The organism is Amycolatopsis sp. NPDC057786 (genome assembly GCF_042797905.1).
In the GTDB taxonomy this organism is placed as follows: Bacteria; Actinomycetota; Actinomycetes; order Mycobacteriales; family Pseudonocardiaceae; genus Amycolatopsis.
In genome coordinates, this window is the sequence record NZ_JBHVKW010000047.1 from 32,389 (window position 1) to 59,249 (window position 26,861).

The 26,861-nt window shown below is 69.1% G+C and carries 27 protein-coding genes; 16 read left to right on the forward strand and 11 right to left on the reverse strand.

All coding sequences use genetic code 11. The features are described 5' to 3' along the window. Positions 1-143 precede the first annotated feature (143 nt). The gene (locus tag ACFVM3_RS23320; RefSeq protein ID WP_378441685.1) at positions 144-1,151 is read right to left on the reverse strand and encodes a stage II sporulation protein M; all 1,008 of its coding nucleotides are present in this window, start codon (positions 1,149-1,151) and stop codon (positions 144-146) included. A 61-nt stretch (positions 1,152-1,212) separates the two neighbouring features. On the opposite strand from ACFVM3_RS23320, the gene ACFVM3_RS23325 reads away from it, so the two are divergent. Continuing rightward, positions 1,213-2,124 carry an RDD family protein gene (locus ACFVM3_RS23325; RefSeq protein WP_378441686.1) on the forward strand — a complete coding sequence of 304 codons (912 nt, stop codon included), beginning with the start codon at positions 1,213-1,215 and terminating at the stop codon, positions 2,122-2,124. A 61-nt stretch (positions 2,125-2,185) separates the two neighbouring features. Here ACFVM3_RS23325 and ACFVM3_RS23330 read toward each other — a convergent pair whose 3' ends face one another. After that, on the reverse strand, positions 2,186-3,430 hold the full coding sequence (locus ACFVM3_RS23330) for a neutral zinc metallopeptidase (protein ID WP_378441688.1): 1,245 nt from the start codon (positions 3,428-3,430) through the stop codon (positions 2,186-2,188). Between the two features lie 229 nt (positions 3,431-3,659). On the opposite strand from ACFVM3_RS23330, the gene ACFVM3_RS23335 reads away from it, so the two are divergent. The 6 genes from ACFVM3_RS23335 to ACFVM3_RS23360 all read left to right on the forward strand — a co-directional run bounded on the left by ACFVM3_RS23335 (position 3,660) and on the right by ACFVM3_RS23360 (position 11,223). Further along, entirely contained in the window at positions 3,660-5,429 is a 1,770-nt protein-coding gene (locus tag ACFVM3_RS23335; protein ID WP_378441716.1) for a DUF2207 family protein, read from the forward strand. Positions 5,430-5,475: 46 nt separating this feature from the next. Further along, the gene (locus tag ACFVM3_RS23340) at positions 5,476-7,062 is read left to right on the forward strand and encodes a DUF2207 family protein (protein ID WP_378441690.1); all 1,587 of its coding nucleotides are present in this window, start codon (positions 5,476-5,478) and stop codon (positions 7,060-7,062) included. Positions 7,063-7,083: 21 nt separating this feature from the next. Further along, the gene (locus tag ACFVM3_RS23345) at positions 7,084-8,388 is read left to right on the forward strand and encodes a M16 family metallopeptidase (protein ID WP_378441692.1); all 1,305 of its coding nucleotides are present in this window, start codon (positions 7,084-7,086) and stop codon (positions 8,386-8,388) included. Continuing rightward, entirely contained in the window at positions 8,385-9,761 is a 1,377-nt protein-coding gene (locus ACFVM3_RS23350) for a M16 family metallopeptidase (RefSeq protein WP_378441694.1), read from the forward strand. Before ACFVM3_RS23345 ends, ACFVM3_RS23350 begins: the two co-directional genes overlap by 4 nt. Then, positions 9,761-10,774, forward strand: coding sequence for an NAD(+) diphosphatase (gene nudC, locus ACFVM3_RS23355; protein WP_126736563.1), 1,014 nt, complete (start codon positions 9,761-9,763; stop codon positions 10,772-10,774). Before ACFVM3_RS23350 ends, nudC begins: the two co-directional genes overlap by 1 nt. A gap of 203 nt (positions 10,775-10,977) precedes the next feature. Next, positions 10,978-11,223 (forward strand): hypothetical protein, encoded by a 246-nt coding sequence (locus ACFVM3_RS23360; protein WP_016331544.1) that lies wholly within the window; start codon positions 10,978-10,980, stop codon positions 11,221-11,223. A 117-nt stretch (positions 11,224-11,340) separates the two neighbouring features. On the opposite strand, the gene ACFVM3_RS23365 is transcribed toward ACFVM3_RS23360, so the two are convergent. Together ACFVM3_RS23365 and ACFVM3_RS23370 are read right to left on the reverse strand one after the other, a co-directional pair. Next, positions 11,341-11,697: a hypothetical protein gene (locus ACFVM3_RS23365; RefSeq protein WP_378441695.1), complete on the reverse strand. Its 357-nt coding sequence runs from the start codon at positions 11,695-11,697 to the stop codon at positions 11,341-11,343. Continuing rightward, positions 11,694-12,077, reverse strand: coding sequence for a helix-turn-helix domain-containing protein (locus ACFVM3_RS23370; protein ID WP_378441697.1), 384 nt, complete (start codon positions 12,075-12,077; stop codon positions 11,694-11,696). The genes ACFVM3_RS23365 and ACFVM3_RS23370 overlap by 4 nt, the downstream gene beginning before the upstream one ends. A gap of 405 nt (positions 12,078-12,482) precedes the next feature. Here ACFVM3_RS23370 and ACFVM3_RS23375 point away from each other — a divergent pair, with 405 nt between their 5' ends. Genes ACFVM3_RS23375 through ACFVM3_RS23400 form a run of 6 tightly spaced genes read left to right on the forward strand, consistent with a single transcriptional unit; the run spans position 12,483 to position 19,261 of the window. Then, on the forward strand, positions 12,483-13,733 hold the full coding sequence (locus tag ACFVM3_RS23375) for an ROK family transcriptional regulator (RefSeq protein WP_378441718.1): 1,251 nt from the start codon (positions 12,483-12,485) through the stop codon (positions 13,731-13,733). 10 nt (positions 13,734-13,743) lie between these two features. Next, on the forward strand, positions 13,744-15,126 hold the full coding sequence (locus ACFVM3_RS23380) for an extracellular solute-binding protein (RefSeq protein WP_378441698.1): 1,383 nt from the start codon (positions 13,744-13,746) through the stop codon (positions 15,124-15,126). 4 nt (positions 15,127-15,130) lie between these two features. Continuing rightward, the gene (locus tag ACFVM3_RS23385) at positions 15,131-16,120 is read left to right on the forward strand and encodes a carbohydrate ABC transporter permease (protein ID WP_378441699.1); all 990 of its coding nucleotides are present in this window, start codon (positions 15,131-15,133) and stop codon (positions 16,118-16,120) included. Beyond that, the gene (locus ACFVM3_RS23390; protein WP_378441701.1) at positions 16,117-17,010 is read left to right on the forward strand and encodes a carbohydrate ABC transporter permease; all 894 of its coding nucleotides are present in this window, start codon (positions 16,117-16,119) and stop codon (positions 17,008-17,010) included. The genes ACFVM3_RS23385 and ACFVM3_RS23390 overlap by 4 nt, the downstream gene beginning before the upstream one ends. Further along, entirely contained in the window at positions 17,007-18,272 is a 1,266-nt protein-coding gene (locus ACFVM3_RS23395; RefSeq protein WP_378441702.1) for a 6-phospho-beta-glucosidase, read from the forward strand. Before ACFVM3_RS23390 ends, ACFVM3_RS23395 begins: the two co-directional genes overlap by 4 nt. Beyond that, a complete protein-coding gene (locus tag ACFVM3_RS23400; protein WP_378441703.1) occupies positions 18,257-19,261 on the forward strand; it encodes an N-acetylglucosamine kinase in 1,005 nt (334 codons plus the stop codon). Before ACFVM3_RS23395 ends, ACFVM3_RS23400 begins: the two co-directional genes overlap by 16 nt. A 91-nt stretch (positions 19,262-19,352) precedes the next feature. On the opposite strand, the gene ACFVM3_RS23405 is transcribed toward ACFVM3_RS23400, so the two are convergent. From ACFVM3_RS23405 to ACFVM3_RS23420, 4 genes are read right to left on the reverse strand one after another with little or no spacing between them, the layout of a single operon-like run. Next, a complete protein-coding gene (locus ACFVM3_RS23405; protein WP_125695595.1) occupies positions 19,353-19,862 on the reverse strand; it encodes an SRPBCC family protein in 510 nt (169 codons plus the stop codon). After that, positions 19,859-20,200, reverse strand: coding sequence for an ArsR/SmtB family transcription factor (locus ACFVM3_RS23410; protein ID WP_378441705.1), 342 nt, complete (start codon positions 20,198-20,200; stop codon positions 19,859-19,861). Before ACFVM3_RS23410 ends, ACFVM3_RS23405 begins: the two co-directional genes overlap by 4 nt. 43 nt (positions 20,201-20,243) lie before the next feature. Further along, complete coding sequence (locus ACFVM3_RS23415; RefSeq protein WP_378441707.1) at positions 20,244-21,611, reverse strand: gluconate:H+ symporter; 1,368 nt, start codon at positions 21,609-21,611, stop codon at positions 20,244-20,246. Next, a complete protein-coding gene (locus ACFVM3_RS23420; protein ID WP_378441708.1) occupies positions 21,611-22,102 on the reverse strand; it encodes a gluconokinase in 492 nt (163 codons plus the stop codon). The genes ACFVM3_RS23415 and ACFVM3_RS23420 overlap by 1 nt, the downstream gene beginning before the upstream one ends. A 103-nt stretch (positions 22,103-22,205) precedes the next feature. Between ACFVM3_RS23420 and ACFVM3_RS23425 the strand changes: the two genes are divergently transcribed. Together ACFVM3_RS23425 and ACFVM3_RS23430 are read left to right on the forward strand one after the other, a co-directional pair. Next, the gene (locus tag ACFVM3_RS23425; protein ID WP_340684372.1) at positions 22,206-22,901 is read left to right on the forward strand and encodes an FCD domain-containing protein; all 696 of its coding nucleotides are present in this window, start codon (positions 22,206-22,208) and stop codon (positions 22,899-22,901) included. A 38-nt stretch (positions 22,902-22,939) separates the two neighbouring features. Continuing rightward, positions 22,940-23,896, forward strand: a complete 957-nt coding sequence (locus ACFVM3_RS23430) for a cobalamin biosynthesis protein (protein WP_378441709.1) — start codon at positions 22,940-22,942, stop codon at positions 23,894-23,896. Positions 23,897-24,287: 391 nt separating this feature from the next. On the opposite strand, the gene ACFVM3_RS23435 is transcribed toward ACFVM3_RS23430, so the two are convergent. From ACFVM3_RS23435 to ACFVM3_RS23445, 3 genes are read right to left on the reverse strand one after another with little or no spacing between them, the layout of a single operon-like run. Next, positions 24,288-24,908, reverse strand: a complete 621-nt coding sequence (locus tag ACFVM3_RS23435) for an FMN-binding negative transcriptional regulator (RefSeq protein ID WP_378441711.1) — start codon at positions 24,906-24,908, stop codon at positions 24,288-24,290. A gap of 54 nt (positions 24,909-24,962) precedes the next feature. Next, positions 24,963-25,784 (reverse strand): SURF1 family protein, encoded by an 822-nt coding sequence (locus ACFVM3_RS23440; protein ID WP_378441712.1) that lies wholly within the window; start codon positions 25,782-25,784, stop codon positions 24,963-24,965. A 23-nt stretch (positions 25,785-25,807) separates the two neighbouring features. Beyond that, complete coding sequence (locus ACFVM3_RS23445) at positions 25,808-26,269, reverse strand: low molecular weight protein-tyrosine-phosphatase (protein WP_037331995.1); 462 nt, start codon at positions 26,267-26,269, stop codon at positions 25,808-25,810. A 130-nt stretch (positions 26,270-26,399) separates the two neighbouring features. On the opposite strand from ACFVM3_RS23445, the gene ACFVM3_RS23450 reads away from it, so the two are divergent. Next, positions 26,400-26,720, forward strand: coding sequence for a hypothetical protein (locus ACFVM3_RS23450; protein WP_378441713.1), 321 nt, complete (start codon positions 26,400-26,402; stop codon positions 26,718-26,720). Positions 26,721-26,861 lie beyond the last annotated feature (141 nt).

Below are 26,861 nucleotides of genomic sequence, written 5' to 3' on the forward strand. Positions count from 1 at the left end.
GTCCCGCGGGGCGGGGCGGGGGGGGGGGGGCGGGGCCGTCCCCAACCCCTCTGGGGGGCTGGCTCGCCGTCGCGAAAGTGGCTTTCGCGACACGGGGCCGCGGCGCAAGTGGTAGCAAAGGTCCCTTGCTCTCTTTCCCCAGGTCAGCCGGCTTCCGGCCGCGCGTCTCCAGCGTATCGCCAGTCGACATCACCCACTTCGCCCGCTTTCGCGGCCCGGCGCCCGACGACGAAGACATAGAGCAAGAACGCGACCTCCGCGACTACTCCGATGCCGATACGCGCCCAGGTCGGCAGGCCCGACGGGGTCACGAAACCCTCGATCACGCCGGAGATCAGCAGCACCACGGTCAGCCCCAGCGCCATCACCACGACCGAGCGACCCTGTTCGCCGAGCGCCGCCGACCGGGACCGGCGTCCCGGGTCGATGACCGTCCAGCCGAGCTTCAGCCCCGTTCCGGCGGCGACGAACACCGCGGTCAGCTCCAGCAGGCCGTGCGGCAGGATCAGGCCGAAGAACACGTCGAGCCGCCCGGCCGAGGACATCAGCGCGGCGCCGATGGCGAGGTTCAGCGAGTTCGCCCAGAGCGCGTAGATCACCGGGACACCGAGCACCACGCCGAGGAACAGGCAGGTCGCGGCCACCCACGCGTTGTTGGTCCAGACACGCGCGGCGAAGGAGCCCGCGGGATCGGACGAGTAGTACGTCTCGTACTTCCCACCCGGCGCCGTCAGGTCCCTGAACTCCTCGGGCGAGGCCAGCGACGCGAGCACCTGAGGGTCACCGGCGATCCACACCGCCGCGATCGCCATCACCGCGATCGACGCCGCCGCCGACGCCAGCCACCAGCGCCGGCTCAGGTACAGCGCCGCCGGGAACCGCTGGGTGAAGAAGAGGCCGATCTCGCGCCAGGCGGGGCTGTGCGAACCGGTGACGGCCGAACGTGCCTTCGCGACCAGGCCGGACAGCTGCGCGACGAGCACCGGATCGGGCGCGACCGAGCGGATGATCGACAGATGCGTCGCGACGCGCTGGTACAGCGTCACCAGCTCGTCGGCGTCCGGGCCGCTGAGCTTCCCGGCGCGGCCGACGAGGTCACGCAGCCGGTTCCATTCGGCTTGATGCGCGGCGACGAACACGTCCACGTCCAACTCGGAGCCCTCCCGGCCATCGTCCTTGGTCGCCCAGCCTATTCGTCACTACGCTTGCCCGGTGGAACAAGAGTCCGAACTCGTCACCGGCGAGGCCGTCGTCCTGGACGTCCGCGCGGCGAAACTCGCCAGCCGCGGGCTCGCCATGATGCTCGACGTCGCCCTCCAGCTCATCGCCCTGTTCGTCGCGATGCTGGTGCTGAGCCAGGTCGCCGCGTTCGGTGACGAAGCGCTGGCGCTGACCCTGTTCCTGGTGACCGTCGTGCTGATCATGGTCGGTTACCCGGTGATCTTCGAGACGCTGACCCGCGGCCGCACCCTCGGGAAGATGGCGCTCGGCCTGCGGGTGGTCCGCACCGACGGCGGTCCGGTGCGGTTCCGGCACGCGCTGGTCCGCGGGCTCGCCGGGTTCTTCATCGACTTCTGGGCACTGGGGATGCTCGGCGTCGTGGCGGTGGTCACGTCGCTGCTGTCGCCCAACGGCCGCCGCGTCGGCGACTATCTCGCCGGCACGCTGGTGATCCGGGAACGGATGCCCGCCGCCAGGACGCCGTACGTCGGGATGCCGCCGCAGCTGGCGTACTGGGCCTCGCAGCTCGACCTGACCCGGCTTTCGAACGACCTCGCGCTGGCCGTCCGGCAGTACCTGAGCCGGACGAGCGAGCTACGCCCCGAAGCGGTCGAAGCGCTCGGGTACGGGCTCGCGCAGCAGGTCGCGGAGGCGATCGGGGCGCCGGTGCCGCCGGGGGTGCCGTCCTGGGCCTATCTGTCGGCCGTGCTGGCGGAGCGACGGCGGCGGGATCAGGCGAAGCTGCAGCCGGCGGTGCAGTACGGGCGGCCGGTGCCTGCCGCGCCTGGGCAAGCGTATCCGCAGGCGACCGCCCAGCCGGGGCAGGCCGCTCCCGCACCGGTCGTCCAGCCGGAAGCACCCTCGGCGCCGGTTCCGGAGAATCCCTTCGCGCCGCCGGGCTGACCCGTGCCGAGAGAAGTCCCCCAAGGAGGCCTTCACGGACCGGCGGGAAACCTCAGCGCGGTCAGGAAACGTCGGCCGACTTCGCCGCCCAGGTGTTGCACTCGAACATCCGGTTCTTCTGCGCGCCGTGCTGCCACCACGAGACCGCGTGCGCGTCGGAACCGTGGTCGCGCGGGCCGCCGTTGTGGTCGCCGCGATCCTGGGTCTGCCAGGCGTCGCGGTACATCGCCTGGTCGACCGAGCCGCCGCGGCCCACCGTCGAACCCAGGAAGGTCCCGGAAAGACACTGCGCCGAAAGCTCGTTGCGCCGCGACATCTCCAGTCCTGCCGCCGAGTCGGTGCCCGCTTCGTACCGCGCGGTCCAGTAGGCCTCCGAAATACCGGAAAGCGCCTGAATGTGATGCGCGTACTCATGGGCGAAGAGGGCAAGATAAACGCCCGGCCGGTTGCCGTACTGAGGGACCTGAAGGCCTTCGTACGGCATGTAAAGCGTTTCGTTCTGCGAGCAGTAGAACGCCGCCACGGAACTGTTGCTGGCGTCGCCGCAGGGACTCGACCAGTTCTTGCCGGACGGGTACTTCACGGTCGGGATCCGGAACGGCAGTTTCGTGTAGTTCATGACCTGCTGCCAGACGCTGTCCAGGCAGGGCCGCGCGCTGTCGAAGAAGGCCGATGCCGCGTTCGGGTTGTTCGCCCAGCGCGCGAGGTTGCACGGCTGGTTCGGCAGGCCGACTTGGGAATCGAGCCACAGCGGGTTGTCCGCCAGCTTCAGGTGCGGCCGCGGGCCGGACGGCGCGCGGCTTGCCGACGTTTCGCGGGTCGAGCCCGCCGAAGTCTCGCGTGAGGCGGTCGAACCGCGCGAACGGGTGCTCGTGGTCGACGTGTCGCTCGACGTGGTGGTCGTCGTGTGGTCCGAAGAGGACGTCGTCGGATAGCTCGAGTATCCGACATCGGCGACCTGCTTCGAGCCGCCGTCGGCGAGGGTGACCACCATGAGCAGCCCGCCCATCAACGCCATCAAGGCCACGATCGCGACCGCCGCGATGACCCCGCCGTTCGACTTCTTGGCTTGGTATCCCCCGTAAGGCGTGAACGCGGGCTGCGCGAAACGCGGACCGTACGGAAGCTGCGGCGGGCCGACGGCACCGGGCCGGAACGGGACCGGCGCGCCGATCCGCGGCGGCGGCAGCGGAGCCGCGCCCGGCGGGGGCAGCGGTATGCCGCCGCTCGGCGGACCCGGCCGGAACGGCGGCGGGATCGGCGGCCGACCGGGCGGGACGGGACCCGGCCGGTTCGGCGGAGGCATCGGCGGGCCACCGCGCGGCGGTAGCGGACGTGCTCCCGGCGGCGGCAGCGGGCGGCCACCCTGCGGCGGACGTGGTGGCGGAGTCGGCCGGCGCCGCGGATCAGGCGGACCGGGCGGCTGCTGGTTCATCGAGTGGATCCCCCATGCGATTCGGCAACGCCGTTCGCCCAGGTGGCGGATTCGGCGTTTCGGCGGTCAGCATAGATCGGCTGCCCTAGAGTGTGTGGCTGTGTTGACGAAATGGGGGACGGCGGTCGTGGCCGTCGCGGCGGGCTCGGTCTGGATGGCCCCGCCGTCGGATACGAACGTCCCGGAGGCACCCGCGGCGGGCCCTTCGCTGACGAACGCGCCGCAGTTGCCGAAGCCGCCGCCGATCGGCGCGCGCGGTCAACTCGGGCTCCTCCAGCCGCCGAGCGGAGCGGCCGCGAACGTCGCGGTGAAGGTGGAACGCGACGGTTCGGTGTCGATCACCGAGCAGGTGACCGTCCCTGGTGGACAGCACCTCGTTCGCCGGATTCCCTTGAAGGTTCCCGCAGGCGAAGAGCAGGACCGCGTGTACGCCGTCCGTGACGTCTCGGTCGAGGGCGCGGGCAAGGCCGAGTCGAACGGCGAGCAGCTGGTCGCCACCTTCGACGGCGGCGCGGCCACCCTCAAGTACAAAGTGGACGGAGCGGTCGCGGACGTCGATGGCGCGCAGCAGGTCCGCTGGCAGGTCGCGAGCGGCTGGGACGGCGAGCTGTCCCGGGTGTCCGCTTCGTTCAGCGCGCCGACGCGCGAAATGCCCACAGTGGACTGTTTCGCCGGACCGGTCGGTTCGGACCGGCAGTGTTCGCTCGCGGAGACCGATCACAGCGGCGTCGTCCGCATCGAACAGGACAAACTCCCGGCGGGGGAACGGGTCGACATCGCCGTCCAGCTCCCGGCGGGCACGGTGCCCGCGAACGCGCGGTTCGAGCGGATCGCCACGGTCGGCGGCGCGTTCGCCCTCACCACCCTCGCCGGTATCGGTTTCGGTGCGCTGGCACTGCTCCTGGTTCTCGGCGCGCTCGCCGTCTGGCTGCTGCGCCGCCGCGACAAGGGCGCGCTCACCGCGGGCACCGGCCCGGTCGACGTCCTCATGCGCGAAGGTGATCGGGTCTCGTTCGCCTCGCCAGACGGTGTCCTTCCGGGACAGGTCGGCACGGTCGTCGACGAGACGGTCGACGTCGTGGACGTCAGCGGCACGGTGGTCGATCTCGCGGTCCGCAACTACCTGTGGATCGCCGAGGTCCGCGGCGCGGGCACGGTCGACTGGCAGATCGCGCGCCGCAACGCGCCGGACGAACACCTCGCCGCCTTCGAACGCGAGATCTACACCGCGATCCTGCCCGAGGGCACCGATTCCGTGCTGCTGTCGGAACTCCGCGGCCGCGGCACCGTCGATCTCCGCGTCGCGGGTGAGGCGATGTACGCCGACGTGGTGCGCCGGGGCTGGTTCTCTCGCCGGCCGGACAAGGGCAAGAACAAACTCACGTGGGCCGGTATCGGCCTGATCGCCCTCGGCCTCGTGGGCACCGCCGTCCTGACCTTCACCGTCGGGCACGCGCTGCTCGGCGTCGCGGCCGTGCTCGCCGGGGTCGCCGCGCTGCTGGGCGCCTCGTGGGTGCCGCCGCGGACCTCGCGCGGCAGGCGCCTGGTCGGCCAGGTGCGCGGGCTGCTCGAATACCTGCACACCGTCAGGGTCGTCGACATTCCGGTGGGGGACCGGGAAATGGTGTTCTCCCGGTCGCTGCCGTACGCCATCGTGCTCGGTGACGTCGAGCGCTGGCTCCGGACGTTCGAGGGGCTCGACCCGTCGGCGGACGGTTCGGCCGGGCTGTACTGGTTCGGCGGTCTTGAAGGCGATCGGGACCTGCGCCGGTTCGCCGCGCACCTCCCGTCGTTCCTGTCCGCTTTGGACGGTCTGCTCGCCGAATCCGGGCACCTGCGCTCGCTCCGCCCCGAACCGGTCCCCGCCTGACGTGAAAGTTCGCCCGCGCAAGTACCGCATTCAGAGGACTAAATGCGTGCTGTTGGCGCTCGCTCTGGTCGTGCTGGGCGCGGCACCGGCGGGAGCACAAGGCGAACCGCAGTTGCCCTCGCTGCCCAACAGCGCGGAGATCTCGCTCAAGGTGGAACGCGACGGCGCGCTCTCGGTCGTCGAGGCGGTGTCCGTGCCGAGCGAGGCGACGATGACCCGCCGGATCCCGCTCCGCGCGGCGGCCCCGCACGATCGTGACCGGATCATCGGCATCCGTGACGTCGTCATCGAGGGCGCGGGCAACGCCGAGCTGACCGACGACGAGTTCACCGTCAAGCTCAAGGGCGGGACCTCGATCGTCCGGTACACAGTGGACGGTGCGGTTTCCGAAGCCGACGGCCTGACCAGGGTGAGCTGGCAGCTCGCGGGCGGATGGGACACCCGGCTCGAACTCGTGCGAGCGAGTTTCGCCGCGCCGTCCGTCCCGAACGCGGTCACCTGCCACGCCGGGCCCGAGGGGGCCCGCGCGCGCTGCGGGGCCGCCCAGATCGCGCATTCCGGGCTGACCAGGTTCAGCCAGCAGAACCTCGCCGCCGGGCAGCGGATGGAGATCTCGGTCGAGCTGCCCGGCGGGACCGTCCCGGAGAACGAGCGCCTGGAACCGTCGAAGACCTTCGCCGGCGCGTTCGTGCTCACGGCTCCGGTCGGCTGGGCCTGGTTCGGTTTCGGTCTCGCGCTGATCGCGGCCGCGGTGGCACTGGTCCTGCTGCGGAGGCGAGACGAGTACCCCGGCGACGCGCTCCCAGTCCGCTTGCTCACCGAGAAGGCTTTCACCTCACCCGACGGTGTGCTGCCCGGACAGGTCGGGACCGTGCTCACGGGGCGCGCCGACGCCGTCGACCTGGCCGCGACGGTCGTCGACCTCGCCGTTCGGAACTACCTCTGGGTGAGCGAGGAGCCCGGCGAGCTGACCGGCTGGCGGCTCGTCCGCCGCAATCCGCCGGACGACCAGCTGACCGCCTACGAACGCGCGGTCTTCGACGCGCTGCTGCCCGGCGAACGCGAGTCCGTGCTGCTGTCGGAGATCCAGTCGGCGCGGATCGGCATCGAAACGGTGCGTGACGCGCTGGCCGACAGCGTGGTCGACCGTCGCTGGTACTCGCGGCTGCCCGGCAGGCTGACCCGCGCCGGCCTGCGGATCTGCTTCTACGGTCTGTTCCTCACCGTCCTGCTGGCCTTGACCGTCGGCTACGCCCAGCTCGGGGTGATCGTCATCGCCGCGGGCGCGGTACTCGCCGTCGCCGCCCGGTGGCTGCCGGTGCGCACCGGCGCCGGTGTCGCGCTGCACCGGCGGCTGCTCGGCGTCCGTGACGCGCTGCTGGCGACCGACGCGACGGCCGTCCCGAAGCTCGAACGCGAGGTGCTCCTTTCCCGGGCGCTGCCGTACGCGCTCGCTCTCGGCGAACAAGAACACTGGGTCGCCGGATTCGCCGCGCTCAAGGGTCCGCCCAAGATCTACTGGTACGGCAAGGAAGACGGCGATGAGGTCCCGATCGAGCGGGTGAGCGACTTCACGGCCGCGCTAGTGGGAACCTTCGCCGCGACCCGCCAGGGTCGTCGCCTGGAGGCCTGAGGAGCCCGTAGGGTGGTGCGCATGGCCGATCCCGAGCTTGTCCGATTCACCCTCGACAACGGTCTGCGCGTGGTGCTCGCGCCCGACGCGACCGCTCCGGTGGTGGGTGTCAGCGTCCACTACGACGTGGGCTTCCGTTCCGAGCCCGAAGGGCGCACCGGTTTCGCGCACCTCTTCGAGCATTTGATGTTCCAGGGGAGCGAGAGTCTGGAGAAGCTCGCGCACTTCCGGTACGTCCAGTCGAGTGGTGGCAGCTTCAACGGCTCCACCCATCCGGACTACACGGACTACTTCGAGGTCCTCCCCGCCGCGGCTCTCGAGCGCGCCCTGTTCCTCGAAGCGGACAGGATGCGGGCGCCGAAGCTGACACAGGAGAACCTGGCCAACCAGATCGACGTGGTCAAGGAGGAGATCCGCCTCAACGTGCTGAACCGGCCGTATGGCGGGTTCCCGTGGATCCTGCTCCCGCCGGTGCTGTACTCCACGTTCCCCAACGCGCACAACGGTTACGGCGGTTTCGAGGATCTCGAACAGGCCACCCTCGACGACTGCGCGGCCTTCTTCGACACCTACTACTCGCCCGCCAACGCGGTGCTGACCGTCGCCGGTGACTTCACCGTCGAGGAGGCCCGCGAGCTGATCGAGAAGCACTTCGGCGACGTGCCGCACCGGCCCGCGCCGCAGCGTCCGTCGTTCGCCGAGCCCGCCCCCGAGGGAGAGCTGCGCGGCGAGCACGTGGACCCGCACGCCCCGCTGCCCGCGGTCGGCGTCGGCTACCGCATGCCGGATCCGATCAACGACCTCGACGGCTATCTGGCGAACCTCGTGCTCGCCGGCGTGCTGACCGACGGCGACGGCTCCCGCCTGCAGCAGCGCCTGGTGCACCGTGAGCCGCTGGTCGTCGACATCGGCGCGGGCGCCGGGCTGTTCGGGCCGTTCGAGGCCCGCGACCCGGACACGTTCACCATCACCGCGATCCACCCGCACGAGGTCAGCACCGACCAGGTCCTCGCCGCGCTGGACGAGGAACTGGAGAAGCTGGCGGCCACGCCGCCGGAAGACCAGGAGATCAAGAAGGTCACCGCGCGCTGGGCCGCGAGCCTGCACTCCGAGCACGACAAGCTGGTGTCCCGCACGCTGGCCCTCGGCTCGTTCGAGCTGCTGTACGGCGACGCTTCGCTGGTATACCGGCTCGCCGAGAAGATCTCGGCGATCACCGGGGAGGCCGTTTCGGCGGCGGCGAAGGCGCTGCGGCCGGATTCGCGCGCCGTGCTCGTCGTCCGCCCGGGTAGTGGATCTTCAGACCAGGAAGGTACCGAGCAGTGAGCGCACCGCACCGCACCGCCGAGGAGATCGGCCGCACGGCCACCGGGCCGCGTCCGGTCCCTTCGCTGGGGACCCAGCGCGCCGCCGCCGATCTGTCCCATGTGGACACCACGCTGAGCAACGGGCTGCGGGTGCTCGCCGTTCGGAAGCCCACCGTGCCGCTGGTAGAGCTGCGCGTCTGGATCCCGTTCGCCGGTGAGGACAAGCTGCACCCGGCCACCGCCGAGGTGCTGGCCGAAACCCTGCTGACCGGCACGGCCCGCCGCGACCGCATCGAGATCGACGCGGATCTGGCGCTGATCGGCGGTGACCTCGCGTCCGGTGTCGACCCGGAGCGCCTGATCATCACCGGTACCTCGCTGGCCGACGGCCTGCCGACGATGCTCGACGTCCTCGCCGACTCGCTCACCGGCGCGTCGTACGCGGACGCCGAGGTCGAGCGGGAACGCGAGCGGCTCATCGAGCGGATCGCCGTCTCCCGCACGCAGCCGAGGACGATCGCCCGCGAGGCGCTGCAGAAGCACCGCTACGGCGACCACCCGGCCGTGCGCGAGGTCCCGCAGGCCGAAGATGTCGCGGTCGTCACGCCGGACCAGGTTCGCGCGCTGCACCGGGCTTCGGTGCTGCCGCGGGGATCCGTGCTGGTGATCGTCGGCGACATCGACCCCGAGAGCGTCATCGGCGACCTGGAGAAGGCGTTCGGCGGCTGGGCTTCGGACCGCTCCGCCGTCCGTCTGCCAGTGCTGCCCGAACTCACCGGCGGCAACGTCCTGCTGGTGCCGCGGGCCGGTGCCGTGCAGTCACAGATCCGGCTGTCCGCGCAGACCGTGTCGCGCACGGACCCGCGGTACCCGGCGCTGCAGCTGGCGAACCTCGTGTACGGCGGGTACTTCTCGTCGCGGTTGGTCGAGAACATCCGTGAGGACAAGGGTTACACCTACAGCGCGCACTCCGGGTTCGAGTTCACCGACCAGACCGCCGTGGTGAACGTCGACGCGGACACCGCGACCGACGCGACCGCCGCCGCGCTCATGGAGACGCGGTACGAGCTGGCCAGGCTGGGTCTCGTGCCGCCGACCGCCGACGAGGTCGAGTCGGTGCGGCAGTACGCGATCGGTTCGCTGGTCACGGCGGCGTCGTCCCAAGGAGGCCTGGCCGCGCAGCTGTCCGCGCTCGCCGCGACGGGGCTGGGCGTCGAATGGCTCGCCGGGCATCCGGAGCGCCTCGCCGCGGTCACCGCCGAAGAAGTGGCGAACGCGGCGCTGGAGTTCTTCGCGCCCAAGCGGTTCACCGGGGTCGTCGTCGGCGACGCCGATGTCCTCGCGCCGAAGCTGACGGCGCTGGGCGACGTGACCGTCGGGGAGCCCTCCTGATGGAGACGCCGTTCGGGTTGGGGGCGCTCCCGACGCTTTCGCGCTCCACTGCGGACCGTCAGGAATCCTTGCGCACCAATCCGGACAGGCTCGCCGAGCGCTGGCCGAACGCCCGGATCGTGCTGCTCGACGAGCACGCGCGCACCCCGGTGGTGGAGGGTTCCGGCACGCTCGCGACCCGCAAGTCGCAGGACTTCGGCACCGAGCCGCCCGCCGACGCGGTCTTCCTGGGGGAGTGGCAGGGCACCGACTACTGGTCGATGCCCGGCCGCCCCGCCGGGGAGACCGAGACCGTCGAAATGGCGGGCAGCTGGGGCGTCGTCGAACAGGTCCAGCGCCGCGACGGCGAGATCTGGGTCGACCTGCGCGGCTATGGCGACCTGCTCGACGACACGTCGGCCGGCCTGTTCACCACCGCGCAGGCACTGCAGGCCTGGCGGCGGCAGGCGAAGTTCTGCACGCGCTGCGGCAGCCCGACCGAGCTGATCCAGCTGGGCTGGGCGAGCAAGTGCACCGGCTGCGGCCGTGAGGAGTATCCGCGCACCGACCCGGCGGTGATCTGCCTCGTGCACGACGACGCCGGCGTCAACGGTGAGCACGTCCTGCTGGCGCGGCAGCCGATCTGGCCGCCGGACCGGTACTCGATCCTCGCCGGTTTCGTCGAGGCGGGGGAATCGCTCGAAGGTTGTGTCGAGCGGGAGATCCGCGAAGAGGTCGGCGTCGAGGTGCGCGATGTGCGTTATCTCGGCAGCCAGCCGTGGCCGTTCCCACGGTCGATCATGCTCGGGTTCACCGCGCGGGCCGACATCTCTTCGACGATCGTGCCCGCGGAGGGCGAGATCGAAGAGGCGTTCTGGGTTTCGCGCGAGGAGGTGCGGGCCGCTTTCGCGAACAGTCAGCTGCGGAACGCGGGCGCCGTGCCGACGCCGATCGCCGGTGGCACCCGGCAGCTGGTGCTGCCGGGCAACTCGTCGATCGCGCGCGTGATGCTGGCGGCCTGGGCCGGCGTCTGATCCCCGGCGTAACTCGCGTGCTTGAACGCGTAACTCGCGTGCTTGAACGCGTAACTCGCGTGATTGGACGAGTTCCGTCTCCGAGCACGCGAGTTACGCCTTTGATCACGCGAGTTCGGCGTTTGATCACGCGGTGATCCAGTGTCCGCTAATCTCCTGCCGTCCGGTTTTCAGGATTGTCGAGTCAGGACACTGGGGAAAACATGAAGAACACCTTGCGGCGGTTCGCCGTCGCCGGAGCCGCTGTGGCGGCCTTCGCCTCGATAAGCGCCGTGACCGCGGGAGCGGCACAGGCCTCGGACTACGAGTACTTCGGTTCGTACAGCCAGGAGGACTGCGGGATCACGGGCCACCATGGCCAGATCGCCGGGGACTGGAACGGGTGGATGTGCTACCCCTCGCCCACGTTCCCCTGGGTGTACGACCTGTACGTGCAGCCCAACTTCTGATTCACTACCGCGTCGTCGAAGGGCCGCTCGGGAGGCCTCGAACCTCCTGAGCGGCCCTTCGTCGTCTGGCACGTAACGGCTGTGCGTGAAGGGGCCTTCACGCACCCAAGCGGGTTGTCACGCGATCGCGTTGTTGACGGCGGTGACGGTCCCGGCGGGATCGTCGACCGTGAGCACGAGCCGGTTGAAGTCCTCGGCCTTGTCGAGGGTGATGACGACCGTGCGGTCGAAGCCGGAGACGTTCCAGAACTGCCGGTCACCGTCGGCGTGAAAGGTGCCGCAGAGCTTCCCAGGCAGGTGGAGACCCGGTCCGCGCCAGCCCTTCGGCTCGTCACGCATCCCCGGATCGTGCGTCGCGCCGCGCACGTGGGCGAGCGGGAATTCGAGCCGCCGGGTGAATGACCAGATCTTGTCGATCCCCACCGGTTCGACCACCAGGCGGTCTCCGGTGATGGTGACGCGGTTGTTGCTCATGTCGTTCCTCCGTTGTCGATGTCCGGCAATCCGGCGCGGGCCAGCAGCCGTCTTCCCAGCTCGTCCGGGGTCGTCCCGCCGTCCTCGATGACGGCCAGGATCCGCGCGCGCAACCGCTCGTCCTCGGGCGCGATTTCGAGCAGAGCGACCAGCAGGACGTCGAGCCGTCCGGCGCTGTCGTGCCGGTCGGCGGCGACGTGCTCCAGCACCCGGGCGAACAAGCCGTGCTTGCTGCCGAACGCGCCGTACAGGCTCCCCCGGTGGACACCGGTCGCCTCGACGAGGTGATCGACCGAGGTCGCGTGGTATCCCCGCTGCCGGAAGACCGCCGCCGCGGCTTCGATCGCTGTCTTCTCGTCGAACTGGCGTGGTCGGGCCATGAGTTTGAGAATAGTCATTCAAGAATGACCGGTCAAGAAATCCGATGACGGTTTCGCGTGCTTGGGTGGACGACACGCGTGACTAGACGGACGGCACGCGTGCTTGGGTGGACGACGCGCGTGACTGAATGGACGACACGCGGCTGATGTTCGAGTCGTCCCTCCAGCTACGCGTGTCGTCCGTCGGATCACGCGTGTCGTCCGATCGGTCCCGCAGGTGATCGCCAGCCGCGCACTCTCCGCGCCGGTGCATATACCCACTGTGCGAAACACGTCCAAGCGTTACCTCCCTGTTTCCCGGCCCCGTTGACGGCTGTGGCTCGGCTCACTACAGTCCCCGGAAACCGTCTGTAAAGTTTCCTAACGAAGTCGGGAGCGAGCCAAGTGCGAGCCGGCAGTCCGCGAATGCTGCGCGAGATCAACGATCGCGCGGCCATCGAGGTCCTCCTCAGGGACGGTCCTCTGACGCGCTCCGAGCTCGAGGTCGCCATCGGCCTGTCGAAGCCCGCGACTGCGCAGCTGCTCACCCGGCTCGAACAGGACGACGTCGTCACCAAGGCGGGCGTCCGCGGCGGGGGCCGCGGCCCCAGGGCGCAGCTCTGGCAGGTCAACGGTGGTGTCGCCTACGTCGCGGCCGTGGACCTGACGCCGCAGCAGGCCGACTTCGTGGTCGCCGACGTCTCGGGCGCGGTGCTCGCGGAGTACCAGGTCCCGCTGCCGGTCCACGAGGGCGCGGACGTCGTCGGCACCTTCGGCACGGCGCTCACCAGCGTCGCGAACAGCGCCGGCCTCGCCGCCACCGATCTCCGCCACGTCGTCATCGGCGCGCAGGGTGCCTTCGATCCCCGCACCGGCTTGCTCTCCTCGGCGCCCCACATCCCCGGCTGGCTCGGTTTCGACGTGCCGGGCAGGCTCAGCCGGGAACTCGGTGTCGAGGTCACCATCGAGAACGACGTCAACCTCGTCGCGATCGTGGAGATGACGGTCGGCCAGGCCGTCGGCCTCGACGACTTCGTGATGATCTGGCTCAGCGACGGCGTCGGCGGCGCGGTGGTCGTCGGCCGCAGGCTGTTGCGCGGCGCGACCGGCGGTGGCGGCGAGATCGACTGGATGCGCGTTCCCGACCCGGTTTCCGTTGCCACGCCGAAGGAGAAGCCTCGCGCGGGAGATCGTTTCGGTGATCTCGTCGCGTCCCCGGCCGTCGTCGAGCTGGCCGCCGCGCACGGTATCGAAGCCGAGGACGGCGCGGACGCGGTCACCAAGGCCCGCGAGAACCACAACGAACCCTTCCTCGACGACCTCGCCCGCCGTGTCGCGGGCGGAGCGGCAGGCCTGATCGCGGTCGTCGACCCCGAACTCGTGCTCCTTTCCGGCGACACCAGCCGGGCAGGTGGCGACGAATTCGCCGCACTGGTCGCGAAAAGGCTGCACGAACTGGTCCTGCCCCGCACCCCCGTCGGGGTCGCTTCGGTGCAGGGCAACGCGGTCCGCGCGGGCGCGCTCCAGTCGGCGCTCGCCACCGTCCGCCGGGACGTCTTCGGCGTCAACACCCCTTCGCTCCTCGGGCCAGGGCGGTCCGGGGCGGGAGAGCCAAATCCGATCGTGGCGATCCCGGATTCACGAACAGAACCACCGTCTCCCGCCCCAACCAACTAGGAGGAGGGTCATGAGTTCCACGACCCAGGTTCGGAGAAGTGGCCGCCGTTGGCGCGGCTCGATAGTGCTCGGCGCGGTCACCGTCGCCGCACTGGTGTCCGCTTGTTCGGGCGCCGCAAGCGGCCCGAACGGTGGGGCGGGCGACGCGGCGGCCGCCCCCGCCGCGGACGCGAAGCTCACGCTGACCGTCTACAGCAAGTTCACCGACCGCGAGTACAACGTGGTCACCGCCGGGCTCAACAAGCTCAAGGCGAAGTTCCCGAACATCGAGATCAAGCACGAAGGTCAGCAGGACGACGACAAGATCACCCAGTCCATCCGCGGTGGCAACCCACCGGACGTGGCGATCTCGTTCTTCACCGACAACCTCGGCGCCTGGTGCTCGACGGGCAGTTTCCAGGATCTCAAGCCCTACATCGACCGCGACAAGATCGACCTGACGCAGATCCCCGACGCGGTGCGCAGCTACACCGAATTCCAGGGCAAGCGCTGCGCCATGCCGTTGCTCGCCGACGTCTACGGCTTCTACTACAACAAGGACATGTTCGCGGCGAAGGGTGTCACGTCGCCGCCGAAGACGACCTCGGAACTGTTCGAGGCCACCAAGAAGCTGACCGAGTTCAACGCCGACGGCTCCATCAAGGTCGCCGGCTTCCTGCCGTCGATGCCGTTCTACGCCAACATGGCGCAGTACTGGGCCCCGAACTTCGGCGCCACCTACCTCGGCCCCGACGGCCAGTCGCACCTCGCCGACAGCCCTGAGTGGAAGGCGATGTTCGACTTCCAGAAGCAGCTGGTGGACTTCTACGGCGGCCACGCCAAGGTCGAGCAGTTCAAGGCCGGTCTCGGCGAGGAGTACTCGGCGGACCACGGTTTCCAGCGCGGCAAGCTCGCGATGATGATCGACGGCGAGTACCGCACCGCGTTCATCAAGGACCAAGCGCCGCAGCTCAAGTTCGGCACCGCGGCCCCGCCGGTGCTCGACAGCAAACCCGACCGCTACGGCGGCGCGTTCACCACGGGCACGATCATCGCGATCCCCAAGGGCGCCAAGAACCCCGGCGCGGCTTGGGAACTGATCAAGCAGGTCACCCTCGACACGGCGACGCTGGTCGAGCTGTCGAACGGACTGAAGAACGTCCCGAGCACCAAGGCCGCGCTGACCGACCCGAAGCTCGAGGTCACGCCGGAGTTCAAGACGTTCCTCGACCTGTACAACGGCGGCAAGCTGACGCCGAACCCGTCGACCCCGATCGGCGACGCGCACCTCAAGGCGGTCAACGACTTCGCCGAGAAGTGGCAGGCGGGCAACGTCCCGGACATGGTCGCGGGTCTGAAGCAGGTCGACGCTCAGATCAACGACGAGCTGGCCCAGAAACGCGCCGGCGGCTGATCGCATGACTTCGACCCTGGATTCCAGGGCGGTCGCCTCCCCTTCCGCGTCCACCCGGACGCGGAAGGGGAGCGCGGCGCGCCGCCGTCGCACCGTCTTCTACTTCATCGCCCCGGCGATGCTGGGTTTCCTGATCTTCTTCGGGTACCCGCTGATCGCCACGGTGTACTACTCGTTCACCCGGTACGACCTGATCAACGCGCCGGAGTTCATCGGCTTCGACAACTACGTCCGGATGTTCACCAGCGAGCCGCTGGTCGGCACCGCCGCGTACAACACGTTGTGGCTGGTGATCGTCCTGACCGTCTGCCGGGTGGTGTTCGCGCTCGGCGTGGCCTCGGTCATCTCCCGCCTGAAATCGGGCGTCGGCCTGGTCCGGACGCTGTGCTACCTGCCTTCGCTGGCTCCGCCCGCCGCGGCGACCTTGGCCTTCGTGTTCCTGTTCAACCCGGAATACGGCCCGGTGAACGCGTTCCTGGACTTCGTCGGCATCGACGGCGGCCTGTGGTTCAACGACCCGGCGATGTCGAAGCCGGCGCTGACCCTGCTGGTGATGTGGGGTTCGGGCGAGCTGATGATCATCATCCTGGCGGCGCTGTTGGACGTGCCGCAGGAGCAGTACGAGGCCGCGGAACTCGACGGCGCCGGGCCGGTCCGCCGGTTCTGGCACGTCACGCTGCCGTCGATCTCGCCGGTGCTGCTGTTCGGCATCGTCAACTCGATCATCTTCGCGTTGCAGTTCTTCACACAGGCGATCGTCGCGGGATCGGCCGCGGCCGGCGCGGCGGACGTCGCCGGCAACACGAAGTTCATCGGCGCACCACAGAATTCGACGCTGACCTATCCGGTTTGGCTGTACGTCCAGGGATTCCGGTACTTCAACATGGGTTACGCGGCGGCGATGGCGGTCCTGCTGTTCGTCGTTTCGGCCGGGTTCACCTGGATTCTCGTGCGGCAGCTTCGTAAGTCCCAGCATCAGGAGGAAGGCGGATGACGACACTCGCTGAGCGGCCGCACACCGCCCCGGCGTCCGAACCGCCGAAGGTGCGGATGCGACGAAAGTGGGACAAGAAGCTCTACTGGATCGCGACGCACAGTGTGGGCATCGCGATGGGCGTGATCTTCATGCTGCCCATCCTGTTCGTGTTCCTCACCGCGGTGATGTCCAGCGATCAGGCGCTTTCGTCGAACTTCTGGCCGACCGAATGGCATTTCGAGAACTTCATCGAGGTGTTCGAAAAGGCGCCGCTGCTGCGGTATTTCGGCAATAGCATGCTGTATTCGACGCTGGCCACCCTCGGGGCGCTCGTCTCGGCGATCCCGGCGGCGTACGCGCTTTCGAAGCTGAAGTTCCGCGGGCAGAACCTGTTCTTCATGCTGACCGTCGCCGCGATGATGCTGCCCCCGCAGGTCACCGTCGTACCGTTGTACGACCTGTGGGTGCGGCTCGGGTTCACCGGGTCGCTGATCCCGTTGATCGCGCCGTACTTCTTCTTCGACGCGTTCTCGATCTTCCTGCTGCGGCAGTTCTTCCTCACCATTCCGAAGGACTACCTCGAAGCGGCGAAGATCGACGGCTGCACCGAGTTCAAGGCGATGGTCAAGGTGCTGATCCCGATGGCGAAGCCGGGGATCGCGGCCACCGCGATGTTCTGCTTCCTGTTCACCTGGAACGACTATTTCGGTCCGCTGCTCTACACGGGCGAGACCCGCGACAGCTGGCCGCTCTCACTGGCGATCGCGTCGTTCCGCGGGATGCACCACGTGGAATGGAACCTCACCATGGCGGCCACCGCGCTGATCATGCTGCCGGTGATCGTGTTGTTCGTGTTCGCGCAGAAGTCCTTCGTCAAGGGCATCACATTCACAGGGGTCAAGGGATGAAACTGGCAGTCGTCGGTGGTGGGTCCACGTACACGCCCGAGCTGATCGACGGGATCGCCGGACGGCGGTCCACTTTGGACGTCGACGAGATCGTGCTGATCGATCCGGACGCGTACCGGGTGGAGGCGGTCGGGGACTTCAGCAATCGCCTGCTGAGTCACGCCGGGCATCCGGCGCGCGTCCGCACCACGTCGAGTCTCGAAGAGGGCGTCGACGGGGCGGCGGCGGTGCTGATCCAGCTGCGGGTCGGCGGGCAGCGCGCGCGGCGCGGGGACGAGACGTTCCCGCACGCCTGTGGCTGTGTCGGACAGGAGACCACGGGCGCGGGCGGCCTCGCGAAGGCGCTGCGCACCGTGCCGGTGGTGCTCGACATCGCCGACCGGGTAAGGAAGATCGCCGGGGACGACACCTGGATCGTCAACTTCACCAACCCGGTCGGCATCGTCACCCGTGCGCTGCTGAACGAGGGCCACCGTGCCGTCGGGCTGTGCAACGTCGCGATCCACCTCCAGCGCACGTTCGCGCATCTTCTCGGCGCCGGCGTCGACGAGGTCAAGCTCGTCCACACCGGACTGAACCACCTGAGCTGGGAACGGAAGGTGCTCGTCAACGGCGAGGACCGGCTGCCCGAACTGCTTGCGGAGCACGCGGAATTCCTCGGCGACCACGTCACCGCGCCGGTCGAGTGGATGCGGCGGATGAACGTCGTGCCGTCGTACTACCTGAAGTACTACTACGGGCACGACGAGCAGGTCACGAAGCAGCGCACCGAGCGGCCGCGCGCGGACGTGGTCAGCGATGTCGAGGAAGAACTGCTGAAGGTCTACCTCGACCCGGAGGTGGTGACCAAGCCGGAGCAGCTGGAAAAGCGGGGCGGTGCTTACTATTCCGAGGCCGCGGTGCAGCTCGTGCACGCGCTCACCTCGGGTGGCCCGGCGGAGGAGCACGTCGTCAACGTCCGCAACGAAGGCACCTTCGACTTCCTGCCCGACGACGCCGTCATCGAAGTTCCGTCCCTTGTGGACGGTAACGGGCCGCGCCCGATCCCGCAGCCGCCGGTGGAACAGCGGTTCGCCGGGCTCATCGCCGGGGTGACCGCGTACGAGCACCTCGCGCTGGAGGCGGCGATCAAGGGCGGCCGCGATCGGGTGGCCGACGCGTTGCTCGCGCATCCGCTGGTCGGCCAGTACACCAAGGCCGATCAGCTCGCCGACACGCTGGTGCGGACCAACCGTGAGTTCCTGCCGTGGGCGGGGGCATGACGGCCGGCCCACAGGACGTCGTCGTCGCGATCGACGGCGGCAACAGCAAGACCGACGTCCTGATCGTCTCGCGGGACGGAAGGGTGCTCGGACAGTCGCGAGGCCCGGGCGCGTCCCCGCAGAACATCGGGGTCGACGGCAGCGTCCAGGCGCTGGAGAAGCTGGTCCTGGAAGCCCTTCGCGGGGCAGGGCTTCCCGACGAACGTCCTTTCGCGACACATACGTCCGCCTACCTCGCGGGGCTGGATTTCCCGCAGGAGGAAGCGATCCTGCACGCCGCGCTGGCGGCGCGCGGCTGGAGCGACACGCTGATCGTCGGCAACGACACGCTCGCGCTGCTGCGCGCGGGCAGCACCGACGGGACGGGCGTGGCGGTGGTGTGCGGCGCCGGGATCAACGGCGCCGGCGTCAGCGCCGACGGCCGTGAGCACCGGTTTCCCGCGCTGGGCAAGATCTCCGGCGACTGGGGCGGCGGCTACCGGCTCGGCGAGGAGGCGCTGTGGTGGGCCGTCCGTGCCGAGGACGGCCGGGGCCCCGGAACGGCTTTGCAAGCAGCCGTGACCGCGCACTTCAAGACGTCTTCGGTGCTGGAAGTGGTGGAGCGCCTGCACTTCGGGGAGCTGCACGCCGATTCGATCCACGCCCTGTGCCCGCTGCTGTTCGCCGTCGCGGCGGGCGGCGACGAGGTGGCGCAGGACGTGGTCGACCGGTTCGTCGAAGAGGTCGCCCTGCTGGTCTCGGTCATCCTGCGGCGGCTGGAGCTCACCGGGGAAGCGCCCGAGGTCATCCTCGGCGGGGGAGTGCTGACCGGGGTCGGCGCGAGGGTGATCGCGGAGATCGAACGGCGATGCCTGAAGGTGGCGCCGCAGGCCTCGATTCAGGTGGTCGACGTGGCCCCGGTGGTCGGCGCGGCGCTGTTCGCGCTGGACACCATCGGTGCCTCCGGCGCCGCCAAGGTCGCTTTGAAGGCCGCCACCAAACGGGTCTAGGGAGGGCTGAAGGGGCCCTTCACCGCATGTGATGCGGTGAAGGGCCCCTTTGTGGCGTCTTATGCGGGGAAAGTCCCCTTCAGCACCCGGCTCAGGAAGCGGCGGGAACGAGCGGCTCATCCGTCTCCAGCAGCGTCTTGAGGTCCGACAGGATCCACGCCCAGCCACCACCGGCGTTCTCGCCCGGCCCGGCGTTGACGTCCTCCTGCGAGCCGTTGACCAGCGCGGCCGTCGTCGGCGCGTCGGTGACGTCGTGGGTGACGGTCAGCCGGGTGCCCGCGGTCTTCGTCTCTTCGATCTCGTAGGTGAGCTTGGTGTACGGCTCCTTGTCGAAGGAGGGGTCCATCAGCAGCTTCCAGGTGATGACCAGCTTGCGCGGTGGGTCGACCTCGAGGACCTCGCCGTCGACCAGGTCGTTCGTGAACCCCGCCTCGACGTATTCCGGCGTGGGGTGGGTGACGTGCTTGCCACCCGGCCGGAGGTCGAAGTCGACGAGGCCGGTGTAGCCGTACTTCCGCGACCATTCGGGCTTCGTGATGGCGTCCCAGATCTTCTCCGGGGTGGCCTTGATGTAGACGCGGTAAACCTGCGTGTCGGTCATGAGGGCTCCTCGTTTTCGAGTTCCGGGGCCTCGAGTTCGGCCTTGAGGTCGAGCAACGCGGTCACGTTGCGCTCGGTGAACTTGTCGATCCACCTGTCGTGGATCTGCCGGATCGGTACCGGGTTGAGGAAGTGCTTCTTTTCCCGGCCCTCCTTGCGCGTGACGACAAGTCCGGCTTCTTCCAACAGCTTCAAGTGCTTCATCACGCCGAACCGGCTCATGTCCACTTCGGACTCGAGCTCGGTCAGCGTGCGGCCGTCACGCGCGAACAACTGGTCGAGCAGGAACCGGCGGGTCGGATCCGCCAGGGCCTTGAAAACCAGGTCGTCGTCGGGCACATCGAAAGAATAGGTGACCAAAAGGTCACGTGTCAACCCTCGGCTACAACAGGGCGCCCAGTGGCAGGATCAGCGCGATCGCGACCACCGAGATGACCGTCTCCATGATCGACCAGCTCTTCAGCGTCTGCCCGACCGAAAGCCCGAAGTACTCCTTGACCAGCCAGAACCCGGCGTCGTTGACGTGGGAGAAGAACAGCGAACCGGCGCCGATCGCGAGCACCAGCAGCGCGCTGTGCGACGGGTCCATGGTCGCGGCGAGCGGGGCCACGATGCCGGCGGCGGACACGGTCGCGACCGTCGCGGAGCCGGTGGCGAGCCGGATCGCGACCGCGACCAGCCAGCCGAGCAACAGTGGCGACAGGTTCGCGCCGGTGGCGAGACTGGTGATGACGTTGCCGACGCCGGCGTCGACGAGGGTCTGCTTGAATCCGCCGCCCGCGCCGACGATGAGCAGGATGCCGGCGATCGGCGGCAGCGAGTCCGCCAGTGTCGACGACAGCTTGTCCCGCGTGAAGCCCGCGGACTTGCCCAGGGTGAGCATGCCGACCAGGACCGCGGCGAGCAGCGCCACCAGCGGATCGCCGATGAAGTCGAGCACGCGGCGGACGTGGTTCTCCTTCTCCAGCAGGATGTCCGCGAGCGCCTTGCCCATCATCAACACTACGGGCAGCAGCACGGTGGACAGCGTCGCGACGAAACCGGGCCGCCGACCGTCCGAAGAGGACGATTCGGGGATCAGGCGTTCGGGCGCGACGGCGTCCGGGACCATCTTCGCGGCCAGCTTGCCGAACAGCGGCCCGGCGATGATCACCGTCGGGATCGCGACGAGCAGGCCGAAGGCCAGGGTGAGGCCGACGTTCGCGTTCAGCGCGCCAGCGGCGGCGAGCGGCCCTGGGTGCGGCGGGACGAGACCGTGCAGCACCGAAAGGCCGGCGAGTGCGGGGATTCCCAGCATCAGCAGCGGTTTCCCGGTGCGCTTGGCGACCAGCAGGATCACCGGGATCAGCATGACCAGGCCGATCTCGAAGAACATCGGCAGCCCGATCAGTGCGGCGACCAGCGCCATCGCCCACGGCAGGGCGCGGTCGCCCGCGCGGCGCAGGATGGTGTCGACGATCTGATCGGCGCCGCCCGAGTCGGCGAGCAGTTTGCCGAGCATCGCGCCGAGTGCGATGAGCACGCCGACCGAGGCGACGGTGGAGCCGACACCGGAGCTGAAGCTCTTGATCAGCTTGTCCACCGGCATGCCCCCGACGAGCCCGAGCACGCCGGAGCCGAGGATCAGGGCCAGGAACGGATGCTGCTTCGCCTTGGTGATCAGGACGACGATCACGGCGATGGCGAGCACCGTCGCGCCGATGAGACGGGTGTCGTGTCCGGTCCAGGCGGCGGCGAGTGTGGTGGTCATCAGCGGTCCTCGAAAGCGGAAAGGGCGGTGTCGACGATCTCTTCCGGCTTCTTCGCGATGTCGGCGACGAGGCCGAATTCGTCCGGTTGCAGCGGTTCGAGATCGGCGAGCTGGGAGTCCAGAAGGGACACCGGCATGAAATGGCCGGAGCGGGTCTTCATCCGGTCGGCGAGCAGGTCGCGGTCGCCGTGCAGGTGCAGGAACCAGACGTCACCGCCGCCGCGCAGGATGTCGCGGTAGCGGTACTTGAGCGCGGAGGACGTCACGACGCCGCCGGAGGACTGGTGGTCCCGGATCCAGGCGGCGATGGCTTCGAGCCAGGGTCGCCGGTCTTCGTCGTTCAGCGGGTGGCCGGAACTCATCTTGTCGATGTTCGCCTTCGGATGGAACGTGTCCGCTTCGGCGTAGTCGACGCCGAGGCGTTCGGCGAGTGCCGTGCCCACGGTCGTCTTTCCCGAGCCGGAAACGCCCATCACCACGATGACGGTCATCCGTACCTCCCACGTCGTTGTAGCCGGGACGAGTACAGCTCAAAAGTACTACTTAAGCAACATCAAGTACTACTTAATCGAGTCAGAACGTTACAGTCGCCTGGTGGGCAATGACAGGCATGCCGAGGTGCTCGACGCGCTCGGCTCCGCGATCGCCAATGGGGAGCTCCCGCCGGGCTCCGTCCTGCGTTCGGAGGAGCTTCAGGAGCGGTTCGGCGCGTCCCGCACGGTGGCGCGCGAGGTGGTGCGCGTTCTCGAAACGATGTGCCTGACCAGCAGCAAGCGCCGCGTCGGAGTGATCGTGCGCGAGCCGCGAGACTGGAATCATTACGACCCGCGACTGCTCCGCTGGCAGCTCGACGGATCCGAGCGGAAGACCGCGTTGCGAACCCTCACCGAACTACGCTCCGGCGTCGAACCGTGCGCCGCCCGGTACGCCGCGCTGCGGGCGACACCGGAAGAAGGCGGCCGTCTCCGGGCCTTGGCGAAGAGGCTGGAGGAGACAGCGCACCAGCGGGATCTCGAAACCTTTTTGGGGCACGACGTCGCCTTCCACGATCTGCTCTTGTCCGCGTCGCGGAATCCGATGTTCGCGCAGCTTTCGGCGGTCGTCGCCGCGGTGCTCGCCGGGCGCACCGGGCACGGGCTGATGCCGGAGGAGCCGCAACCAGAGGCCGTCGCCCTGCACGTCGAGGTCGCGGCGGCCGTCGACGCCGGTGACGCGGACCGGGCCGAACGCGCGATGCGGGACATCGTCATTCAGGCGCGTGACGAGATGGCCGTCCTTCTGGACGGATGATCTTCGAGTAATCTCTGCAGGTCTTCGAGGGATACTGCATGCAGGGGGCGATGGTGAGCGCGGCGCGCGCGATCGGCTTGGTGTTGGGGGTGGCCGCGGACGGGGCGATCGGGGACCCACGGTCACGGCGTCCGGTGACGGCGTTCGCCAGGGCGGCTTCGGGGGTCGACGCGAAAGTGCGGTCGAAGCATCCGGTGGCCGGAGTCCTGTGGACCGGTGGTCTCGCGGGCTCAGCCGTGCTGGCGGGCGTGCTCGCCGAACGCGCCGGACGGCGCAGCCCCGTCCTCCAGGCGACCACGACCGCGGTGACCACCTGGGCCGTCCTCGGCGCCGCCGGCCTGGCCGCGCACGGCACGTCGCTGGCAAGGGACCTCGAAGAAGGCGAACTTGAAACCGCGCGCGGCACACTGTCCACACTGGACCCCCGGGTCGCCGACGACCTCGGCGTCATCGGCCTTTCGCGCGCCTCGGTGGAGACGCTCGCCGAGAACACCGCCGACGTCGTCATCGCGCCGCTGGTGTGGGGAGCGCTGGCCGGTGTCCCCGGCCTGCTCGGCTCGCGCGTGATCAGCCTGCTGCGCGGTATCGGGCGTGGGCGTCCCGAGCGGTACCGGTGGCTCGTCGCCCGGCTGGACGAGGTCGTCCATCTCGTACCGACCCGGGTCGCCGCCGGGCTGACCGTCCTCGCGGCCCCGGTCGTCGGCGGGTCGGCGGGCGGCGCGTGGCGGGCGTGGCGGCGGGACACCATCGCACACCCGAGCCCCAACGCGGGCCGAGTCGAGGCCGCGTTCGCGGGGGCGCTGGAGATCCGGGTCGGCGGGCGGACGGTGTATCCGCACGGGGTCGAGGAACTGCCGGTGCTCGGCATCGGCCGCAACCCGGACGCCGGGCACGTGACGCGGGCCGTGGAACTCTCGCGGGTGGTCGGCTGGCTGGGCGCGGTCAGTTCGGTGGTGCTGGCCGGTCTCGTCGGGCTTCGGCGACGGCGGCGCTGACCCGCGGTTCCGGCGGCGGGGAGCAAGGGACCTTTGCTACCGCCTGGCGCGCTGACCTGCGGAAAGGGAGCGGGGGACCTTTGCTGCCGCAGATGACCGTGTGGATTTCGGGACATCTGACGTCCCAAAATCCACACGGTCACCGTGATCAGGCCTGGCTTCGTCGCGCCGCGGGGGAGCAAGGGACCTTTGCTACCGCCTGGCGCGTTGACCTGCGGAAAGGGAGCGGGGGACCTTTGCTGCCGCGGAGTGAGGGGTGTGTGGAAATAGAGACGTTGAGTGTCCCTATTTCCACACACCCCTCACTCCGCGTTGTGACCGTGTGGATTCCGGTGCGTTGGGTGACCAGAAATCCACACAGTCGCCGCCGGAGGGGAGCAAGGGACCTTTGCTACCGCTCCCGCCGCGCCAGCTGCGCCCGCGCCCGTGCGTCCATCGGGCCGTCGCGCCGCGCGAGTTCCGCGTCGATCCGTGCCCGGTCGGCGGGCTGCTTGTTCCCGCCGAACTTGAACTTCGCCCGTACCCCGGTCACGGTCAGCTCGACGCCGCGGATGCCGGGAAGAACCCGCTTGTCCGGCGCCTCGGTGGCGCTCACGCCCGACCGGCCCGAACCGGGCTCGAAATGCGCGAGCTGCCTGTCGAGCAGCGCGGCCTTCTCCGCGGCGTCGTCGATCAGCCGGACGTCGCATTCGAGCTGGACGGACGCGTAGTACGACGTCGGGACCCCGTGCGGCGGGTCGGCCGGGGTGTTCCATTCGGAGCGGATGTACGTGTGGTCGTCGATCACCGACAGCAGCGCGCGCGGGTGTTCCTCCAGCAACGGCCAGACCGGGTTCGGGCGCGCGAGGTGCAGCAGGACCGTTCGGTCACCGTCGTAGACGAAGTGCACCGGGTTGACCATCGGCAGGTCACGGCCCGCGCCCCCGGCGATCAGCTGGCCGAAATCGTGTGCGGAGAGCCAGGCCTGCCATTCGGCGTCGTCGTGGGCGGCGTCCCACGGGTGAATCAACATGATCGAAGGGGATCATGCGGAATGGACCTATGAAAGGGCCATTTTCGCGCCAGATCAGGTGGCCACTTCGGAGCGTTCGTCCTCGGCCAGCATCTCCGCGACGCTCTTGCGCCGCTGTGGCCGTTCCGTTGCCAGCGCGCCACCCGGCTTCAGCTCGCGGACGGTGAAGTACAGCCAGCCCATCAACGCCATCGCCCCGAACGCGATCCACTGGAGCGCGTAGGAGAAGAAGGGACCGGCGTCGGTCTGCGGCAGCGGCAGCGCGCCCAGCACGCCTGGCTGGTTCACGTCGAGCTGGAAGTAGCCCGGCCGGATGTCCAGCTTCGCGGCCCGCGCGACGACCTGGGAATCGACGACGTAGCTCTGCAGCTTCCCGCCGGTCGACTCGTCGGCGAACGCGTCGCGGTTCTTGCCGTCCCTCTCGTCGTGACGTGCCCGCGTGACGATGTCGACCGTGCCGGTGGGAGGCGGGGCGAAGGGGAGCGCGCGCGACTTGTCGTCGAGCCGGACGTACCCGCGGTCCACCAGCACGATCGTGCCCTCGACGGTGCGGAACGGCGTCAGGACCTCGAAGGCCGCTTCGCCCTGTACGGAGCGCAGACGGGCCACGACCTCGCCCTCGGGGAGGTACGTTCCCTTCATCGCGACCAGGTGCCATTCGGTGCGCTGATCAGGAGCGGCGCCGTTGGGAAGCAGCTGCTCCAGCGAGCGCGGCTGCCCGGAGAACGACTCCCGCAGCGCGGCGTTCTGGTGCTCGCGCTCGGTGTTGCGGGAGAACTGCCATGGCGCCAGCAGGGTGAAGCAGGTGATGGCGAAGGTGAACACCACCAACGTCAACGCCAGCCACCCGGGCTTCAGCAGGAACTTCAACCGCACCCCACCACGGTAAGCGGTCGGCCTCAGGCGTGTGCGCGCACCCAGTCGAGCAGGCCGGGAACGGCCCGCTCGATCATGCCGAGGACGTCCTCGAAACCGTCGTCTTCGCCGTAGTACGGGTCCGGGACCTCGGCGCCTTCGGGCGCGGACGGGTCGAACTCGCGCAGCAGACGGACCTTCGCCGGGTCCGACACTTTGCGCCGAAGGAACGACAGGTGACCCTCGTCCGCCGCGAGCAGCAGGTCGGCGGCCAGATGCCCGCGGTCGACCTCGGCCGCGACGTGGCCGGTCGGGTAACCGTGTTCGGCCAGCTTCGCGCGGGCTCGCTTGTCGGCGGCCTCGCCCACGTGCCAGCCGCCGGTTCCGGCACTGGAGACCTGGACCAGGTGATCGAGACCCGCTTCCTCGGCCTTCGCGCGGAAGACGAGCTCGGCCATCGGGGAACGGCAGATGTTGCCGGAGCAGACGAAGACGATGTGCAGCACCCGATCAGTGTGATGGCCGCCGGAGATCGACCGCTCACCGGCTCCGAACGGCTACCGGGCGCGCGAAGCTGGAATGCCGGGACGAAGCGGGAGTAGACCTCCTGGAGAGAAACACGCAGGAAGGTCGCGTATGAGCGCACCAACACCCAGCGTCGAGTCGCCGGCAACCGGGCTCCGCTGGTATCGCATCACCGTCAAACTTCCGCACCCCTACGAGGTCGGGCGGATCCTGTCGGAGCACCACTTCGTCCAGGCGAGATCGCCGAAAGAGGCGATGACCAGGATGCCGTTGCACCTCCGGTCGAGCGCTTCCGTCGCGCCGTACGAGGTCGTCCGGCCCGACGTGCCTGATCAGGCGACGAAGGCCTACCGGGCGATGTTGTGGACGGGCCGCGTGGTGCGCGCGGCCGGCCGCTGGGCGATCAGCAAGGACGCGAAGGCGCTGGACTGAGCCGGGCGGTAGCAAAGGTCCCTTGCTCTCTTTTCGCAGGTCAGCGGCCTGGGAGACATCTGCTGGGACGTTGCGAAAGCCACTTTCGCAACCTTCAACGTTGCGAAAGGGGCTTTCGCAACACCCCGCGCGGCCCAAGCG